We start from the raw sequence: 15,245 nt of genomic DNA on the forward strand, positions 1-15,245 counted from the left end.
CCCACGAGGGCGTGCGGCGTTCGCCCCATGCCGTGCCCGCCGACGGTGCGTACCTTGGTGTTCCTGCGGTGGCAGAAGCCGCAATCAACCCTTCAGGAAGGAACAGGCATGAAAGCGAAGTACACGATCTCGACGTTGGTAGCAGCGGCTGCCCTGGCGCTTGGCGGCGCGGCGATGGCGCAAGGTGCAGGTGGCGGCGGTGGCGGCGGTGCGGGTGCTGCGGGTGCTTCCGGTGCTGCGGGCACCGGCGCGAACAGCGGCGGCAGCGGCAGCGGCAGCATGGGGACCGGCATGGGCAGCACCGGAGGCGGCGCGGGCAACACGGGCGCAGGCGTCAGTGCGGGCACCAGCTCGGGCAGTCGCCTGGGTGGCAGCACGGCCTCGAACCGTTCCGGCGTTGGCGCCAGTACGATGGGCGACACGGGCAGCGGTCTGAGCGGGTCGAGTTCGACCGGCCTGAGCACCGGCTCGAGCGGATCGGGCTCCGGCACCTCGCTGGGCAGCAGTAGCAGCGGCAGCTCCAGCATGGGGACCGGCAGCGGCTCCGGCGACAGCGGCACCAGCATGTCGGGCGGCAGCTCGCGGCGCGGGGCACGCGCGGACCGCAACTGAGCGCGGGTCAGAACCGGCACGGGAAGCCAGCGGCGCAAGCCGCTGGCTTTTTTCTTGGGGCTGTCATCCACGATTGAAGGACTGCAAATCACACGCGCACGTTGGCAGTCGTCCGACAGCAGCGCCCCTCGCGCACGCGTTCCATGCATAGGTACGCATCAGGGAAACACGACCATGAAAATCTCGACCTTCGCACTCGCCGCCACGCTGGCCGTCGCCGGTTCGGCCTCCGCCGCGCAAGATCACGACGCGTCCTCGTCGGGCACTGCATCGACCTCGACGCACCAGCTTGCCAGCAACTTCACCGGCGCGCTGCACAAGATCGGCGCTGCCACCCGCCATGCCTGGCATCGCGCCGACGCCTCGCTGCATCGCCTGGGCAGGCACGACAGCAACAACGGCTGATGGCGCGGACGGTGCGTGTTCGCACATCGGTGCGCGCAGCACGTGCCTAGAGTGATCGCCATGGACGCAGCGCGTCCCACCGAGGAAGCATCATGACCGGCTATATCGCCACTGCCGTCCTGGCCATCGCCGCCGCCGTCGTCACCGCGGCCACGCTGGTGCCCGACCCGGACTTCGCGACCGTTCAGCTCACGCTGGCGCCGCATGCCTGAGGCGCGGCCTCTTCACTTCCTGGTGTCGATCCCGGCGGCATAGGCCGCGGTCGCCGCCAGCGCATCGGCCACTTCGATGTCCGCCTCGGTAATGCCCTCGGGCAGCAGGATCACCCCGTCTTCGTCGGCCACCACGCGGCGCCCCGGGTGGAACGTGAGCCCGCCGAAGGTAACGGGCACGTCCACTTCGCCAGCGCCGGTGCGCTCCCCGCGTTTGGGGACCGTCGCCAGCGCCTTCACGCCGACGTCCATCTGATCGATCTCCACCCCGTCCCGGATCGCGCCGTGGATCACCAGCCCTGCCCAGCCGTTGCGCGCGGCCAGCGCCGCCATCACATCGCCGAACAGCGCACGGGCCAGCGAGCCGCCGCCATCGATCACCAGCACCTGGCCCTGCCCGCGCTCGCTGACCAGGTCACGCATGAGCGCGATGTCCTCGTAAACGCGCAGCGTGCGGATGTTGCCCGCGAACGAACGCCGCCGCCCCCAACCCCGAAGCGGCAATGCGCAGGGCAGGGCGGCTTCGCACGCATCGCACAGGTCGGAAGTTTTCAGTGTCATGGCGCGAAGAAGGGGAAAGAGTTGGCGGCGGGAGAATTCCACGGTGATTGTGCCAAGGCTTCCCGCCTCTTCGTGCGTCTCGTCCTACACGCGTCCGCAGTGGCCGCCTCACGGTCTGCCGCGAGGCGCGCCACTACAGTCGCTCGCGAATAACTACAGGAAGAAACATGCGTGTGCCCGTTGCGGAGATCCAGGCAGTGCTCGAGGCAGCGGCCGTGCTGGTGGCATTGGCCATCCTGCTGTCCTCGCTGGACGATCTCTTCATCGACGGGTGGTACTGGACACGGCGGCTGGCGCGCTGGTGGTCGCTCGAACGCACCGGTCACCGCAAGCCGCTGACGCCGGCGCAGTTGCTGGACAAACCGGAGCAGCCCATCGCGATCATGGTGCCCGCGTGGAAGGAGTCGGACGTGATCGCGGCGATGGTCGAGAACCTGGTGCAGGTGATGGACTATCGCGAGTACGTGGTCTTCATCGGCACCTACTGCAACGACGCGGAGACGATCGCCGAGGTCGAGCGCGTGCGCCGGCGCTATCGCCAGGTGCACCGCGTTGAGGTGCCGCATCCCGGGCCCACGTGCAAGGCCGACTGCCTGAACTGCGTGGTCGACACCATCCTTGCCTATGAACGCGACAAGGGGATCACCTTCGCGGGCGTCGTGCTGCATGACAGCGAGGACGTGCTGCATCCGCTGGAGCTGCGCTTCTTCAACTACCTGCTGCCGCGCAAGGACATGATCCAGCTGCCCGTGGCATCGCTGGAACGCAAGCTCACCGAATGGGTGGCGGGCACCTACATGGATGAATTCGCCGAGAGCCACGGCAAGGAAATGGTGGTGCGCGAGAGCATCGCCGGCATGGTGCCGTCGGCCGGCGTGGGCACGTGCTTCTCGCGGCGCGCGCTCGATGCGCTGATCGGCGAGAACGGTGGCGAGCCCTTCAACACCGCCAGCCTCACGGAGGACTACGACGTCGGCATGCGGCTGCAGGCGCTGGACATGCAGTCGATCTTCGGCATCTTCCCGGTGGATTACCGCGTGCGTCGGCGCGACTGGCGCGGGCAGGAGAGCGAGCAGGATTTGTGCGCGCCGCTGTCGGTGCGCGAGTTCTTCCCGGACAGCTTCCGCGCGGCCTACCGGCAGAAGTCGCGCTGGGTGCTGGGCATCGGCCTGCAGGGCTGGCACCAGATCCCGTGGCGCGGCCGCTCCTTCGCGGCCCGCTACCTGATGCTGCATGACCGCAAGGGCGTGCTCACCTCCTTCATCAGCATCGCCGCCTATGTGCTGTCGCTGCTGTTCGTGCTTCTGCATGCCGGCGCTGCCGCCGGCTGGTGGGAACCGGCAGGCGCGCACCTGTTCGTGCCCGGCAGCCCGTGGATCGTGCTGCTGTGGGCCAACGCCGGCTTCTTCGCGGTGCGCGGCGCCCAGCGTGCCTACTTCACGGCGCGCCTGTATGGCTGGCGCCATGGCGTCATGTCGCTGCCGCGGATGGTGATCGGTAATTTCGTCAACTGCATGGCGGTGGGCCGCGCCTGGCGCCTGTACATCCAGTCGGTCATCCTCGGCAAGAAGCTCGCCTGGGACAAGACGGCCCACGATTTCCCGACCTCCGACCAGTTGGGCCGCGCCCGGCAACGGCTGGGCGAACTGCTGCAGACGTGGCGCGCCGTCGATGCCACGCGCCTGGAGGACGCCTTGCGCGAACACGGCACGACCGGCGTGCCCCTGGGCCGCGTGCTGGTGGCGAACGGCTGGCTCGACGAAGACACGCTGGCCGAGGCCGTGGCCTGCCAGGCCGATTTGCCGCGCGCTCAGCTCACCAGCGAGCTCGTGCGCGAGCATGCGTCGGGTCTGGACACCGAGCTCGCCGCCCGGCATCGCGCCGTGTTCATCGGCCGCGGCGAAGCGGGCGAGCCGCTGCTGGCGGTGGCCGTCCCGCTCGAAGAGGAGGCGCTGGCGCAGCTGGCGCAGCATTTCGGCGCCGCGCCGCTGCAGCGCATTGCGCTGGACAGCGAGCTCGCGCAGGCGCTGGAGGTGCTGTGTGCGCAAAGCGGTGTCGCGGCGCCGGTCTCGGAGAGCCTGGCACAGGTGCTGGCGGACAACGGATCGGTCGATCGCCGCCAGTACGAGGAGGCCGTGCGCGAATACCGTCCCGAGGAAAACGGCGGCGTCGGCGAGTTCCTGGTCGAGCGCGGCGTGCTGGTGGCCGCGCTGGTGGAGAAGGCGGTGCACCGGCAGCGCGAACTGGCCGCGAATGTGGCGAATGTGGCGAATGCCGCCGGCGCGGCCGGCGCGGCCGCTGCCTAGGAAGGCTGCTAAGCCCGGATCCCCGCCTCCTCGATCACCTTCGCGTACTTGCCGTACTGGTCGGCGATATGGGCGGCGAATTCGGCGGGGCCCATCGCATAGGGCTCCAGGCCGATCGCGATCAGCTTGCGGCGCAGCTCCGGGTCGTTCACGGCGCCCGTGGCCGCGGCGGCAAGTTTGGCGACGATCTCCCGGGGCGTGCCCGCCGGCGCGGACAGGCCGAACCAGGCGGCCGCCTCGTAGCCGGGCCAGCCCGACTCGGCGACGGTGGGTACCTGCTTCATCGTCTCCAGCCGCTGCGGCGTGGTGACCGCGAGCGCCCGCATCTTGCCGGCGTCGATGAAGGCCTGCAGTTCCGAGACGTTGGCCAGCACGGTGTCCACGTGCCCTGCGAGCACCGCGGTGACGGCCGGCGCGCCGCCGGCAAAGGGCGTGTAGATCAGCCGGATGCCGGCCGCGCGCTGCAGCATCTCACCGGCGATGTGCTGCGTGGTGGCCGGTCCGACCGTGGCATAAGAAAGGGTCCCGGGCTTGGCCTTGGCGGCATCCACCCATTCGCGCAGCGTGCGATACGGGCTGGCCGCATTCACCGCCAGCAGCTGCGGCGAATTGGTGAGGCAGGCGATCGGCTCGAAGGCCTTCATGCCGTCGTAGGGCAGCGAGCTGGCGTGCAGCTTGGCGTTGATCACGAAGCTGTTGGCCATCAGCAGCAGCGTGTAGCCGTCCGCCGGCGCCTTGGCCACGTACGCGCTGCCAATGATGGTGCCGCCGCCGGGCTTGTTCTCGGTCACCACCGGCTGCCCCAGTGTGTGCGCCATGTGCTCGCCGATCAGGCGCGCCTGCACGTCGGCGGTGCCACCGGGCGGGAACGGCACGACGATGCGAATGGGCCGGGCCGGAAACGCCTGGGCCAGTGCGCGGCCGGCGATTCCGGTCGCCATCAGGGCACAGCAGGCAAGCAGCTCACGACGGGTCGTCGGCATGGGGGCGCTCCAGGTAGGTGTGGGTGCGATTCTGCGGGCACGGCCGGCCGGGCGGCATTGGCGTTTCGCCGGGGTTTCTGCTCGTCCATGGCCGCGCGAGGCCAGCCGTGGCCGCGCGGCGGCCGGCGCGGCTGGCCTACGGACCGCCTTCCCGGCGCGCCGACAGGCTCTGCCGGACGCGCACCTACACACCCGCGACCCGCCTCGCGGTACACCTGACACAGCATGTCCACCCGCCCCGGTCCGCCGCTGCACGCCACTTCCGGCTGGGAGTACAAAGCCCTGTTCGACGCCACCGACGAGGGCTTCTGCATCTTGCAGATCCAGTTCGATGCGGCGGGCGCGGCGGTGGACGCGGGCTTCGTCGAGGCCAATCCGAGCTTCACGCGCCACACCGGGCTGAGGGACGTGGTGGGTCGCAGCAGCAGCACGCTGCTGGCCAATTCCGAGGGCTACTGGCTGCGCGTGTTCGGCGAGGTGGCGCGCACGGGCAACCCAGTGCGCATCAGCGACCGCGCCGACGCGCTCGGCCGCTGGTTCGACGTGCACGCCTTTCGCATCGGCGAGCCGCAGCATGCGCTGGTGGCCGTGCGTTTCAACGACATCACCGAGCGGCGCCGCACGCAGGAGCGGCTGGCCAGCGTGCAGCGGATCAAGACGGTCGGCGTGATGTTCTGGGGCGAGGGCTTCAGCCTGGTCGACATGAACGACGGTTTCCTGGGGATGATGGGCATGACGCGCGAGGAGGCGCTGGGCCTCACCTGGCAACAGCTGACCCCGCCCGAGTTCCACGCTGTGTCGCTGCAGGCCGTGCGCGAGGTGGTCACGGTCGGGGAAAGCATGCCCTACGAGAAGCAGTACATCCGCAAGGACGGCACGCGCTGGTGGGGCCTGTTCGCCGCCCGCCGCATCGGCGACGAGGTGGTCGAGTTCGTGCAGGACGTGAGCGAGCAGAAGCAGGCCGAGGAGGCGCTGCGCGAAGCCGACCGCCGCAAGGATGAATTCCTCGCGACGCTGGCGCACGAACTGCGCAACCCGCTGGCGCCGATCCGCAACGGCCTGCAGGTGCTGCGGCTGTCCACGCCGCCGGAGGCGTCGGCGCAGCGCACGGTGGAAGTGATGGACCGGCAGCTCGATCACTTGGTGCGGCTGGTCGACGATCTGCTGGACGTGGCCCGCATCAGCGCCGGCAAGGTTCGCATCGAGCGCCGGGTGATCCCCGTGCGCGAGGTGCTGGCGCGCAGCATCGAGGCGACGCAGTTGGCGATCAATGCGCGGCACCACCTGCTGCAGCTGGAACTGCCCGAGCAGGAGATTTATGTCGAGGGTGACCTTGACCGGCTCGCCCAGGTGTTCTCCAACCTGCTGTCCAATGCCGCCAAGTACACGGAGCCGGGCGGCCGCATCACGCTGCAGCTGTCCGCCAGGGGCGAGCAGGTGTTCGTGAGCGTGAGCGACACCGGCATCGGCATTCCACGCGAGCAGCAGGAGCGCGTGTTCGAACTGTTCTCGCAGGTCCGCGATCACCAGCGGCATGCCGAAGGCGGGCTGGGCATCGGGCTGTCGCTGGTGAACAGCCTGGTGCGCCTGCATGGCGGCAGCGTGACCGTGGAGAGCGAAGGCGCGGGCAAGGGCAGCACCTTCTGCGTGCAGCTGCCGCGCGCGTTCGTCGCTGTGGCCGCGGCAGCCGCGCCCAGCGAAGCGACGACCGGGGCCAGCGCACCGGCGCCGCGCCGCCTGCTGATCGCCGACGATAACGAGGACGCCGCCGATACGCTGGCGATCCTGCTGCGCGTCGAGGGGCATGAGGTGGTGACCGCCGGGGACGGTGAACAGGCCGTGGAGCAGGCGCGCAGCTTCGCGCCCGACCTGGCCTTCATCGATCTCGGCATGCCGGGCATGGGCGGCCTGCAAGCGGCGCGCGAGATCCGCCGGCTGCCGGCCGGGGACCGCATCCGCCTGGTGGCGCTGACCGGCTGGGGCCAGGCCGCCGACCGCGAGCGCTCGCGCCTGGCCGGCTTCGACCTGCACCTGGTCAAGCCCCTGTCCGCCGCCGGCCTGCGCGAGGCGCTGCAGCTGCTGCCGCCGAAACGCTAGGCGGGGTGTTCCGGCCTGCGGCCTTTGCTTGCCCTGTAGGCTGGGCTGCCGCAGGCACCCCAGCGATTGCGCGCAAAACGCTGGGGTGCCTTTCGGCAGCCCGGCCTACGAGCCACATCGCTCCAGCGTCAAGCCGTGATCCACCGCCGCACCACCCCATTGGTCCAGCCGAAGCCGTCCTGCAGCGGGTACTCGCCGCCGTCGCCGCCGGCCGGCGCGTGCGCCGCATCGCGCAGCGCGTACTTCTCGACCAACCGGTGCTCGCGGTCGTAGACCACCTGCACCGTGTGCATCCAGCGAGCGCGGATCTCGTCGGCCGTGTGGTGGCAGCCGTAGCGCGCCAGCCCTTCGACGGCCAGCCACTGCAGCGGCGCCCAGCCGTTCGGGCGGTCCCACTGCTCGCCGCTGCCGTGCTCGGTGGTGGCGAGGCCGCCGGGCGCCAGCAGGCGTGCGCGCACCGTGCGCTCCAGCGCCCGCGCCTGCGGCTGGCTGGCGAGGCCGCAGAACAGGGGCACCATGGTGGCCGCGCTCAGCAGCTCGCGCCGCCGGTGCGTGCGCCAGTTCCAGTCGGCGTAGTGGTTGCCGGCCGGCGACCAGAAGTAGCGGTCGATCGCCGCGGCGCGCGCGTTGGCGCGGCGTTCGAACGCGTCAGCCGTGTTCGGGTCGGCGGCCGCCCGCGCCAGCCGCGCGATGGTCGCCTCCAGTTCGTGCAGGAAGGCGTTGAGGTCGACCGGCAGCAGGTCGGTCGTGCAGATCGAAGGCAGGCCGACGCGCCGGTCCGCCAGCCAGCGCGTGCTGAAGTCCCAGCCGGATTCGGCGGCCGCGCGCAGGTGGCGCCAGACCTCCGCATGGGGCCGGCCGCTGCGCGCCGCCGTCGCCATGTCCTCGCGCCAGGACTCCTCGCGCGGCGTGCAGCGATCGTCCCAGTAGCGATTGAGCAGCGCGCCGTCGGGCAGGCGCACGACGCGCCTGCGCGCCTGGCCGGGTGGCAGGTCGTGCGCGCCATCCAGCCAGAACTCGTGCTCGCGCAGCAGCTGCGGCAGGTAGTGCAGGGCCGGTGGGCCGCCGCGCGCTTCGCACAACTGCACCATCAGCGCGAACACCGGCGGCTGCGAGCGGCTCAGGTAGTAGGTGCGCGTGCCATTGGGGACATGGCCGTACGCGTCCACCAAGTGCGCGAAGTTGTCGGTCATGCAGTGGAGCATGTCCGCCTGGCCGCTCTCGGCCAGACCCAGCATCGTGAAATACGAGTCCCAGTAGTACAGCTCCACGAAGCGGCCGCCCGGCACGATGTAGCAGTGCGGCAGCTGCAGCAGCGAGCCCCGCACCGGGTGCCGGTGCGGCTCGCGGGCCAGGAAGGGCCAGAGGCTGTCGATGTGCTGCGCGATGGTCTGTCCCGGCACCGGCACATAGTCGGCGTGCGCCGGCCTGGGCGAGCCGAAGTGGTCTCGCACGAAGCGTCGCAGGTCGAAGCCGGGGGCGTGCCGCTGCGCGCGGTAGCGGGCCAGGATCGCTTCGGGTGCATCGCGCGGGGCGCAGTCCACGAAGGTCTTGCTGTCGGCGAACACGGCCTCGCGTTGCACCGTCTCGAACAGCTCCTGGTAACGGTCGGCCGGTGTGAGTATGTCGGGCGGCGGCGCGGCGGCCGCCGCCGCATGACGCGCGTGGGGGTGGGCCAGCGGTGTCTTCATTGCTCCGAGTAGTTCCACAGCAGCCCGCCGTCGACGAACAGCGTGGTGCCGGTGATGTAGCGCGCGTCGTCGCCGGCGAGGAAGACGACCGCCCCGGCGACGTCCTCCGGCTCGCCCATGCGGCCGGCGGGAATCTGCGCCAGCAGCGCGTCGACCTTGGCATGGTCGGCCAGCAGGTCGCGGTTGATCGGCGTGCGGATCGCGCCCGGCGCCACGTCGTTGACGGTGATGCCCAGCGGCGCGAGTTCCAGTGCGAGCGTGCGCATCACCATCTTCAGCCCGCCCTTGCTGGCGCAGTAGGGGGCGAAGTGCGGGAAGGGCAGCTCCTCGTGCACCGAGCTGATGTTGACGATGCGGCCGCCGCCACCGGCCTGCTGCACGTGGCGTGCGAACGCCTGCGAGAGGAACAGAGGCGCCTTCAGGTTGGTGGCCAGCACCGCGTCGTAGTCCGCCTCCGTGATCTCGAACACACCGGCATTGCGTTCGATGCCGGCGTTGTTGACCAGCACGTGCAGGCCGCCCATGCGCGCGACCACGTCGGCCACCAGTTGCTGCGTCTGCGGCACCTGCGACACGTCGGCCGCGAACAGTTCGCAGCGCGCGCCGGTGGCCTCCACCTGGCGGCGGGCGGCCTGCGCCCGCTCGTCGTCGCGATGCACGTTGAGCGCCACCTGCGCGCCCTCGCGCCCCATGCGCTCGGCGATGCCGAGACCGATGCCCTGCACCGCGCCGGTGACCAGCACCACCTTGCCCTGCAGCCGACCGCCCGACGATCCGTCCATTGAAAAGCTCCGCGCGCGCCCGGCGGGCCCGCAGGGTGCTGTTCTAGCGCAGATGGGCGGCCCCGGGGGGCGCCGCCAGGGATGTCATTGCGGGCTTGACCCGCAAGCCATGCAGCGGTCGTGCGCGCGCTGTCGTGGATCCAGGGTCAACCCCGGGATGATCCAGGAGACGTCAGAGCAGGTCGAGCGCGGTCAGCCTGGCCTTGGTGGCCGTGATCGCCTGCTGCAATTCCGCCAGCATCGCTTCGGGCACGACGCCGCGCTTGGCCTCCGCCTCGATGCGGGCGCCGAGCGCGCCTATCCGCGGCAGGCCCAGCGTGTTGCCCGAGCCCTTGATCTTGTGCGCCTCGAGGGCGATCGTCTCGGGGTCGTCACCCGCGTCGCTCATCGCCGCATGGCCGCGCTCGTAGCCGCTCAGGCCGGTCTGCATCCACTCGCGCAGGACTTCGGGGCCGGCCATTTCCTTGAGCGACTCGATCACCGCGGGATTGAGCAGCGATTGCTCCTCGCCGGCCGACACCGGCAGCGGCACGGGCCGGAACATCGGCTGGTCGCCGCCGGGCGTGTGGCGCTCGATCGCGCCGAACAGCTGGTCCCAGTCGATCGGCTTGGTGAGGCATTCGTCCATGCCGGCGGAGAGGTAGCGCTCGCGCTCCTGCGCCATCACGTTGGCCGTGAGCGCCAGGATCGGGATCTCGCTGTTCGACCCGGGCAGCTGGCGGATCCGGCGCGTCGCCTCGATGCCGTCCATGATCGGCATCTGCACGTCCATCAGCACGAGGTCGAAGGTTTGCTCCTGCGCCAGCTTCACGGCCTGCTCGCCGTCGTGCGCGAAGGTGAGCGTGTGGCCGGCGCGCCGCAGCGTGGTGCCGAGGATCTGGCGGTTGATCTCCACGTCCTCGGCGACCAGGATGCGCCGCGGCTGCGACGGCTTGCGGTCGGGATCGCCGCGGGTGCCGAGGCGGCCCATGTCGCCGATGGCCACCGGCAGCTCGAACCAGAACAGGCTGCCGCGGCCCGGTGCGCTTTCCATGCCGATGCTGCCGCCCATGGCCTCCACCAGCCGCTTGCTGATGGCCAGCCCGAGGCCGCTGCCGCCGAAGCGGCGCGAGATGGTCTCGTCGGCCTGGCGGAAGGCATTGAACAGCTCGCCCTGGCGCTCCGCCGGGATGCCCACGCCGGTGTCGCGCACCTCGAAGCGGTAGCGCAGGCCGGCGTCGTCCTGCGGCACGTGCGCCACCGTCACGGTGACCGTGCCCTGGTCGGTGAACTTCACCGCATTGGTGGTCAGGTTCAGCAGCACCTGCTGCAGCCGCGTGGGGTCGCCGCACAGCACCGGCGGCGAGTGCGGATTCAACTTCATCTGCAGCGCCAGCCCGCGCTCCACGGCCAGCGGATGGACCAGCGAGCGCACGCGCTCCAGCACGTCGGGCAGCGAGAAATCGATCTGCTCCAGTTCGAGCCGGCCGCTTTCGATCCGGGTGAAATCCAGGATGTCGTTGATGACGTTGACCAGGTGGCGGCCCGACGCGCGCATGCCCTCCACATAGCGCCGCTGCAGGGGCGACAGCTGTTCGGCGGCAAGCAGGTCGACCATGCCCAGCACGCCGGTCATGGGCGTGCGGATCTCGTGGCTCATGGCCGCCAGGAATTCGGCCCGGCTCTGGCCGGCTCGGCGCGCCGCCTCGCTGGCGGCCGTCATCTGTCGCCCGGTGGCCAGCACCGTGCGCGTGATGCTGCGGCCAGCGTAAACCAGGCCGACGGTGATCAGGACCAGCGCCAGCACCAGCAGCGCCAGCCCGTTGTGATAGCTGATGCTGCCGCGCTCCTGGGCATCGCCGACCTCGCCATGCAGCTCGTTCGTCAGGCGGTCGAGAGGCCCCTCGAGAGCGCGCCACTGGTCGCTGATCGCCAGCACGTCGGCCGCCGTGATCGGCCCGCTCTTGTGCATGACCTGGCGGACGGCGGCCAGGTAGAAGCGCGCGCTGCTGGCGACCTGCCGGACCTCGCTGGCGAGCGGCTGCGGCAATGGCCGCGCTTCCAGCTGGCGCACATAGGCTTCGAGCTGCGCCGCATGGCGTTCGAAGTCAGGCTGCGGTCCGGCGGTGGCGGCGGTCGCGACGTCGCCGCGCAGCTCGTCGTGCACCATGTCCACCTGCATGTGCAGCTGCAGCGTGCGGGCGACGCTTTCGGCGTCGTCGAGCGCGTGGTAGGTGCGGGTGAGCGCGACAACGCCCACGGCCACGGCCATGAGCGTGCCCAGCACCGCCACCGCGCTCAGGAACAGCAGGCTGCTGCGGGCCGAGCGGATCAGGTCAGAAGAGGGAGCGGCCTTCAGGGCCTTGAATACGGCAAACGACATGGCAGGGTTAGGGAATACTACCTAATCCGGGGCTGCCGGATCGCGGGCAGGCCCTGCTCATCCATGATTCGCCGGATTTACGCAACGATTTCGTGGCGCCTGTCCCCTGGGAACCACGGCGCCAGCGCAGCTTCAGCCCTGTTCGACCACCACTTCACTGATCTGGAACACCGGCTGAATGTCGGTGTAGTTGGCCACGTCGGCCATGATGGCCTGCGCATTGGGCTCCATCGCCTGCTGGAAGTCGGGCAGGGACTTGCAGTAGATGTGGCACATGGCCGTGAAAGGGGCCGGCGCACCGGGTGCACCCCCAGCCACTCCTTGGTCGACAGTGTAGTGGAGGCAGGCGCCACCGAGCTTGTCCTTGACCATGGGCATGTGCCGGTCGCGGTAGTAGGCGTGGTCGAAACGGGCGCCGGCGCTTTGCGGGTAGAGGACGCTGACCTTGATCATGCATGTCTCCTTCGTGGATGGGCGGCTGGAGTCTAGGACGATGCAGCCGGGCACGCCATGGCGTCCGTCCCTCGATTGGGCGGGCCGCCACTGTCGGGTTGGAGCGACAGCGGGCACCGGATCGTGATTCTTTTGTCGAGTGGGCAAGCGGCGCCGGGCCTCGCCCTGCGCTTGTCGGCGACGTCCTACGACAGCGCCGGAAAAAGACGCCGACACTGACATTCGCCTGAGGCTGAACCATCGCGTGCCGGCCCGGCCGTATGTAAACGTTTGTCTGAAACGACTGCCGGCCCCGCCCGCATCGGCAGGCAAGTCCCTGATCAGCTGCGCTGGCCCGCAGGCGCGCAGCTGAAACAAGAAGCGACGTCATCGGAGATTCCATGGACCAGGCCGCCACCGCTGCATTGAAGAAGAAGGCCGTCAAGGCCGCCGCTCGCTCCGCGGCCAGGGAGCCGTCCGCAGCGCCCCGGCCGGTCGCCGGCAAGAAGGCCGCGGGCCTGATGCCACCCATCCAGACCCTGAGCGTCGAAGCGGCGGAAGCACGCTCGCGCCAAGTGCTCGCCGCATTGATGGCCTTCGCCGGCGGTGACTTCGAGATCCGCCTGCCGGCCGAATGGTCCGGTATTGATGCGCGTATTGCCGAGGCGTTCAACCAGAGCATCGCCTATGCGGACCGCATCACCGCCGAGGCCGCGCGCCTGTCCAACACGGTCGGCAAGGAAGGGCGCCTCACCCAGCGGATCTCCGCGCCCGGCGCCATCGGCAGCTGGGCGGCGCAGGTCGATTCCCTGAACACGCTGATCGACGACCTGGTCCGCCCCACCAACGACATCGCCCGCACCATCGGCGCCGTGGCCAAGGGCGACCTCGGCCAGCCGATGGACCTGCAGGTGGATGGCCGTCCGCTCAAGGGCGAGTTCCTGCGCTCGGCCAAGCTGGTCAACACCATGATCGAGCAGCTCTCGGTCTTCACCTCCGAAGTGACGCGGGTGGCGCGCGAGGTGGGCACCGAGGGCAAACTGGGGGGGCAGGCCAAGGTGAAGGGCGTGTCCGGCGTCTGGAAGGACCTGACCGACTCGGTCAACCAGATGGCGGGCAACCTTACCGCCCAGGTGCGCAACATCGCCGACGTGACCATCGCCGTGGCCAACGGTGACTTGTCCAAGAAGATCACGGTGGACGTGCGCGGCGAAATTCTCCAGCTGAAGGAAGCCACCAACACCATGGTGGACCAGCTGCGTTCCTTCGCCTCGGAAGTGACGCGGGTGGCGCGCGAAGTGGGCACCGACGGGCGCCTGGGCGGCCAGGCCGTGGTGCCGGGCGTGGCCGGCACGTGGAAGGACCTGACCGACTCGGTCAACTCCATGGCCAACAACCTGACCTCGCAGGTGCGCAACATCGCGACGGTGACCACGGCCGTGGCGCGTGGCGACCTCTCGCGCAAGATCACGGTGGACGTGAAGGGTGAGATCCTGGAGCTGAAGGAAACCATCAACACGATGGTGGACCAGTTGAACGGCTTCTCCTCCGAAGTGACGCGGGTGGCGCGCGAAGTCGGCACCGAGGGCAAGCTCGGTGGCCAGGCGCAGGTGCCCGGCATCGCCGGCACCTGGAAGGACCTGACCGACTCGGTCAACTCGATGGCCTCCAACCTCACGGGCCAGGTGCGCAACATCGCCGGCGTGGCCACGGCCATCGCCAAGGGCGACCTCTCGCGCAAGATCACGGTGGAAGTGAAGGGCGAGATCCTGGCGCTCAAGGAAACCATCAACACGATGGTGGACCAGCTCAACGGCTTTGCCTCCGAAGTGACGCGGGTGGCGCGCGAGGTGGGCACCGAAGGCAAGCTCGGTGGCCAAGCCCAGGTGCCCGGCGTGGCCGGCACCTGGAAGGACCTCACGGACAACGTGAACTTCATGGCGTCCAACCTCACGGGGCAGGTGCGGAACATCGCCGAGGTGACGACGGCCGTGGCCAACGGCGACCTCTCCAAGAAGATCACGGTGGACGTGCGCGGCGAGGTGCTGGAACTGAAGAACACCATCAACACGATGGTCGACCAGTTGAACGGCTTCGCCTCGGAAGTGACGCGCGTGGCGCGCGACGTGGGCAACGAGGGCAAGCTCGGTGGCCAGGCGCAGGTGCCTGGGGTCGCGGGCACCTGGAAGGACCTCACCGACAACGTCAACTCGATGGCGTCGAACCTCACGAACCAGGTGCGCAACATTGCCGAAGTGACCACCGCCGTGGCGCGGGGTGACCTCTCCAAGAAGATCACCGTCGACGTCCGCGGCGAAATCCTGGAACTGAAGAACACCATCAACACGATGGTCGACCAGTTGAACGGCTTTGCCGGCGAGGTGTCGCGCGTGGCGCGTGAAGTGGGTACCGAAGGCAAGCTCGGTGGCCAGGCGCAGGTACCCGGCGTGGCCGGGACCTGGAAGGACCTGACCGACAACGTCAACTCGATGGCCAACAACCTGACCGCGCAGGTCCGCAACATCGCGGACGTGGCGACGGCGGTGGCCAACGGCGACCTCTCCAAGAAGATCACGGTCGACGTGAAGGGCGAGATCCTGGAGCTGAAGAACACCCTGAACACCATGGTGGACCAGCTCAACGGCTTCGCGTCCGAAGTGACCCGGGTCGCGCGCGAGGTGGGCTCGGAAGGCAAGCTCGGCGGGCAGGCGCAGGTGCCCGGCGTCGCCGGAACCTGGGCGGATCTGACCGACAACGTCAACCTGATGGCGGCGAACCTGACCGGCCAGGTCCGCAACATCG

Annotated in this window: 11 protein-coding genes; 4 read left to right on the plus strand and 7 right to left on the minus strand. The window is 69.5% G+C overall.

Features of this window, described 5'->3' with window-relative positions:
• Positions 1-92 precede the first annotated feature (92 nt).
• On the minus strand, positions 93-683 hold the full coding sequence (locus JWP60_RS13775; RefSeq protein WP_299792152.1) for a hypothetical protein: 591 nt from the start codon (positions 681-683) through the stop codon (positions 93-95).
• 103 nt (positions 684-786) lie between these two features.
• On the opposite strand from JWP60_RS13775, the gene JWP60_RS13780 reads away from it, so the two are divergent.
• Positions 787-1,017 (plus strand): hypothetical protein, encoded by a 231-nt coding sequence (locus JWP60_RS13780; RefSeq protein WP_299792155.1) that lies wholly within the window; start codon positions 787-789, stop codon positions 1,015-1,017.
• Between the two features lie 224 nt (positions 1,018-1,241).
• Here the strand turns inward: JWP60_RS13780 and rraA are convergent, their stop codons facing one another.
• Entirely contained in the window at positions 1,242-1,790 is a 549-nt protein-coding gene (rraA, locus tag JWP60_RS13785) for a ribonuclease E activity regulator RraA (RefSeq protein ID WP_299792157.1), read from the minus strand.
• A gap of 167 nt (positions 1,791-1,957) precedes the next feature.
• Here rraA and JWP60_RS13790 point away from each other — a divergent pair, with 167 nt between their 5' ends.
• Entirely contained in the window at positions 1,958-4,096 is a 2,139-nt protein-coding gene (locus tag JWP60_RS13790; RefSeq protein WP_299792160.1) for a glycosyl transferase family protein, read from the plus strand.
• A gap of 8 nt (positions 4,097-4,104) precedes the next feature.
• On the opposite strand, the gene JWP60_RS13795 is transcribed toward JWP60_RS13790, so the two are convergent.
• Positions 4,105-5,079: a tripartite tricarboxylate transporter substrate binding protein gene (locus tag JWP60_RS13795; RefSeq protein ID WP_299792163.1), complete on the minus strand. Its 975-nt coding sequence runs from the start codon at positions 5,077-5,079 to the stop codon at positions 4,105-4,107.
• A gap of 225 nt (positions 5,080-5,304) precedes the next feature.
• Between JWP60_RS13795 and JWP60_RS13800 the strand changes: the two genes are divergently transcribed.
• Entirely contained in the window at positions 5,305-7,176 is a 1,872-nt protein-coding gene (locus JWP60_RS13800; protein ID WP_299792167.1) for an ATP-binding protein, read from the plus strand.
• A gap of 128 nt (positions 7,177-7,304) precedes the next feature.
• Here JWP60_RS13800 and treF read toward each other — a convergent pair whose 3' ends face one another.
• The 4 genes from treF to JWP60_RS13820 all read right to left on the minus strand — a co-directional run bounded on the left by treF (position 7,305) and on the right by JWP60_RS13820 (position 12,464).
• Complete coding sequence (treF, locus tag JWP60_RS13805) at positions 7,305-8,867, minus strand: alpha,alpha-trehalase TreF (RefSeq protein WP_299792169.1); 1,563 nt, start codon at positions 8,865-8,867, stop codon at positions 7,305-7,307.
• Positions 8,864-9,649 (minus strand): glucose 1-dehydrogenase, encoded by a 786-nt coding sequence (locus JWP60_RS13810; protein ID WP_299792172.1) that lies wholly within the window; start codon positions 9,647-9,649, stop codon positions 8,864-8,866. Before JWP60_RS13810 ends, treF begins: the two co-directional genes overlap by 4 nt.
• Before the next feature lie 172 nt (positions 9,650-9,821).
• On the minus strand, positions 9,822-12,011 hold the full coding sequence (locus tag JWP60_RS13815) for an ATP-binding protein (protein ID WP_299792175.1): 2,190 nt from the start codon (positions 12,009-12,011) through the stop codon (positions 9,822-9,824).
• 132 nt (positions 12,012-12,143) lie between these two features.
• On the minus strand, positions 12,144-12,464 hold the full coding sequence (locus JWP60_RS13820; protein ID WP_299792178.1) for an EthD family reductase: 321 nt from the start codon (positions 12,462-12,464) through the stop codon (positions 12,144-12,146).
• A gap of 569 nt (positions 12,465-13,033) precedes the next feature.
• Here JWP60_RS13820 and JWP60_RS13825 point away from each other — a divergent pair.
• The coding region (locus JWP60_RS13825; protein ID WP_299792181.1) for a HAMP domain-containing protein at positions 13,034-15,245 on the plus strand (2,212 nt) is incomplete at its 3' end.

Origin of the sequence: Ramlibacter sp. (genome assembly GCF_028291745.1) — a bacterium.
Taxonomy (GTDB): domain Bacteria; phylum Pseudomonadota; class Gammaproteobacteria; order Burkholderiales; family Burkholderiaceae_C; genus Ramlibacter.

What these genes read in the sequence shown, in the direction of transcription:
- JWP60_RS13780 (WP_299792155.1), top strand. Translation starts at nt 787, where the DNA reads ATGAAAATCTCGACCTTCGCACTCGCCGCCACGCTGGCCGTCGCCGGT.
- rraA (WP_299792157.1), bottom strand. Translation starts at nt 1,790, where the DNA reads ATGACACTGAAAACTTCCGACCTGTGCGATGCGTGCGAAGCCGCCCTG.
- JWP60_RS13790 (WP_299792160.1), top strand. Translation starts at nt 1,958, where the DNA reads ATGCGTGTGCCCGTTGCGGAGATCCAGGCAGTGCTCGAGGCAGCGGCC.
- JWP60_RS13795 (WP_299792163.1), bottom strand. Translation starts at nt 5,079, where the DNA reads ATGCCGACGACCCGTCGTGAGCTGCTTGCCTGCTGTGCCCTGATGGCG.
- JWP60_RS13800 (WP_299792167.1), top strand. Translation starts at nt 5,305, where the DNA reads ATGTCCACCCGCCCCGGTCCGCCGCTGCACGCCACTTCCGGCTGGGAG.
- treF (WP_299792169.1), bottom strand. Translation starts at nt 8,867, where the DNA reads ATGAAGACACCGCTGGCCCACCCCCACGCGCGTCATGCGGCGGCGGCC.
- JWP60_RS13810 (WP_299792172.1), bottom strand. Translation starts at nt 9,649, where the DNA reads ATGGACGGATCGTCGGGCGGTCGGCTGCAGGGCAAGGTGGTGCTGGTC.
- JWP60_RS13815 (WP_299792175.1), bottom strand. Translation starts at nt 12,011, where the DNA reads ATGTCGTTTGCCGTATTCAAGGCCCTGAAGGCCGCTCCCTCTTCTGAC.
- JWP60_RS13820 (WP_299792178.1), bottom strand. Translation starts at nt 12,464, where the DNA reads ATGATCAAGGTCAGCGTCCTCTACCCGCAAAGCGCCGGCGCCCGTTTC.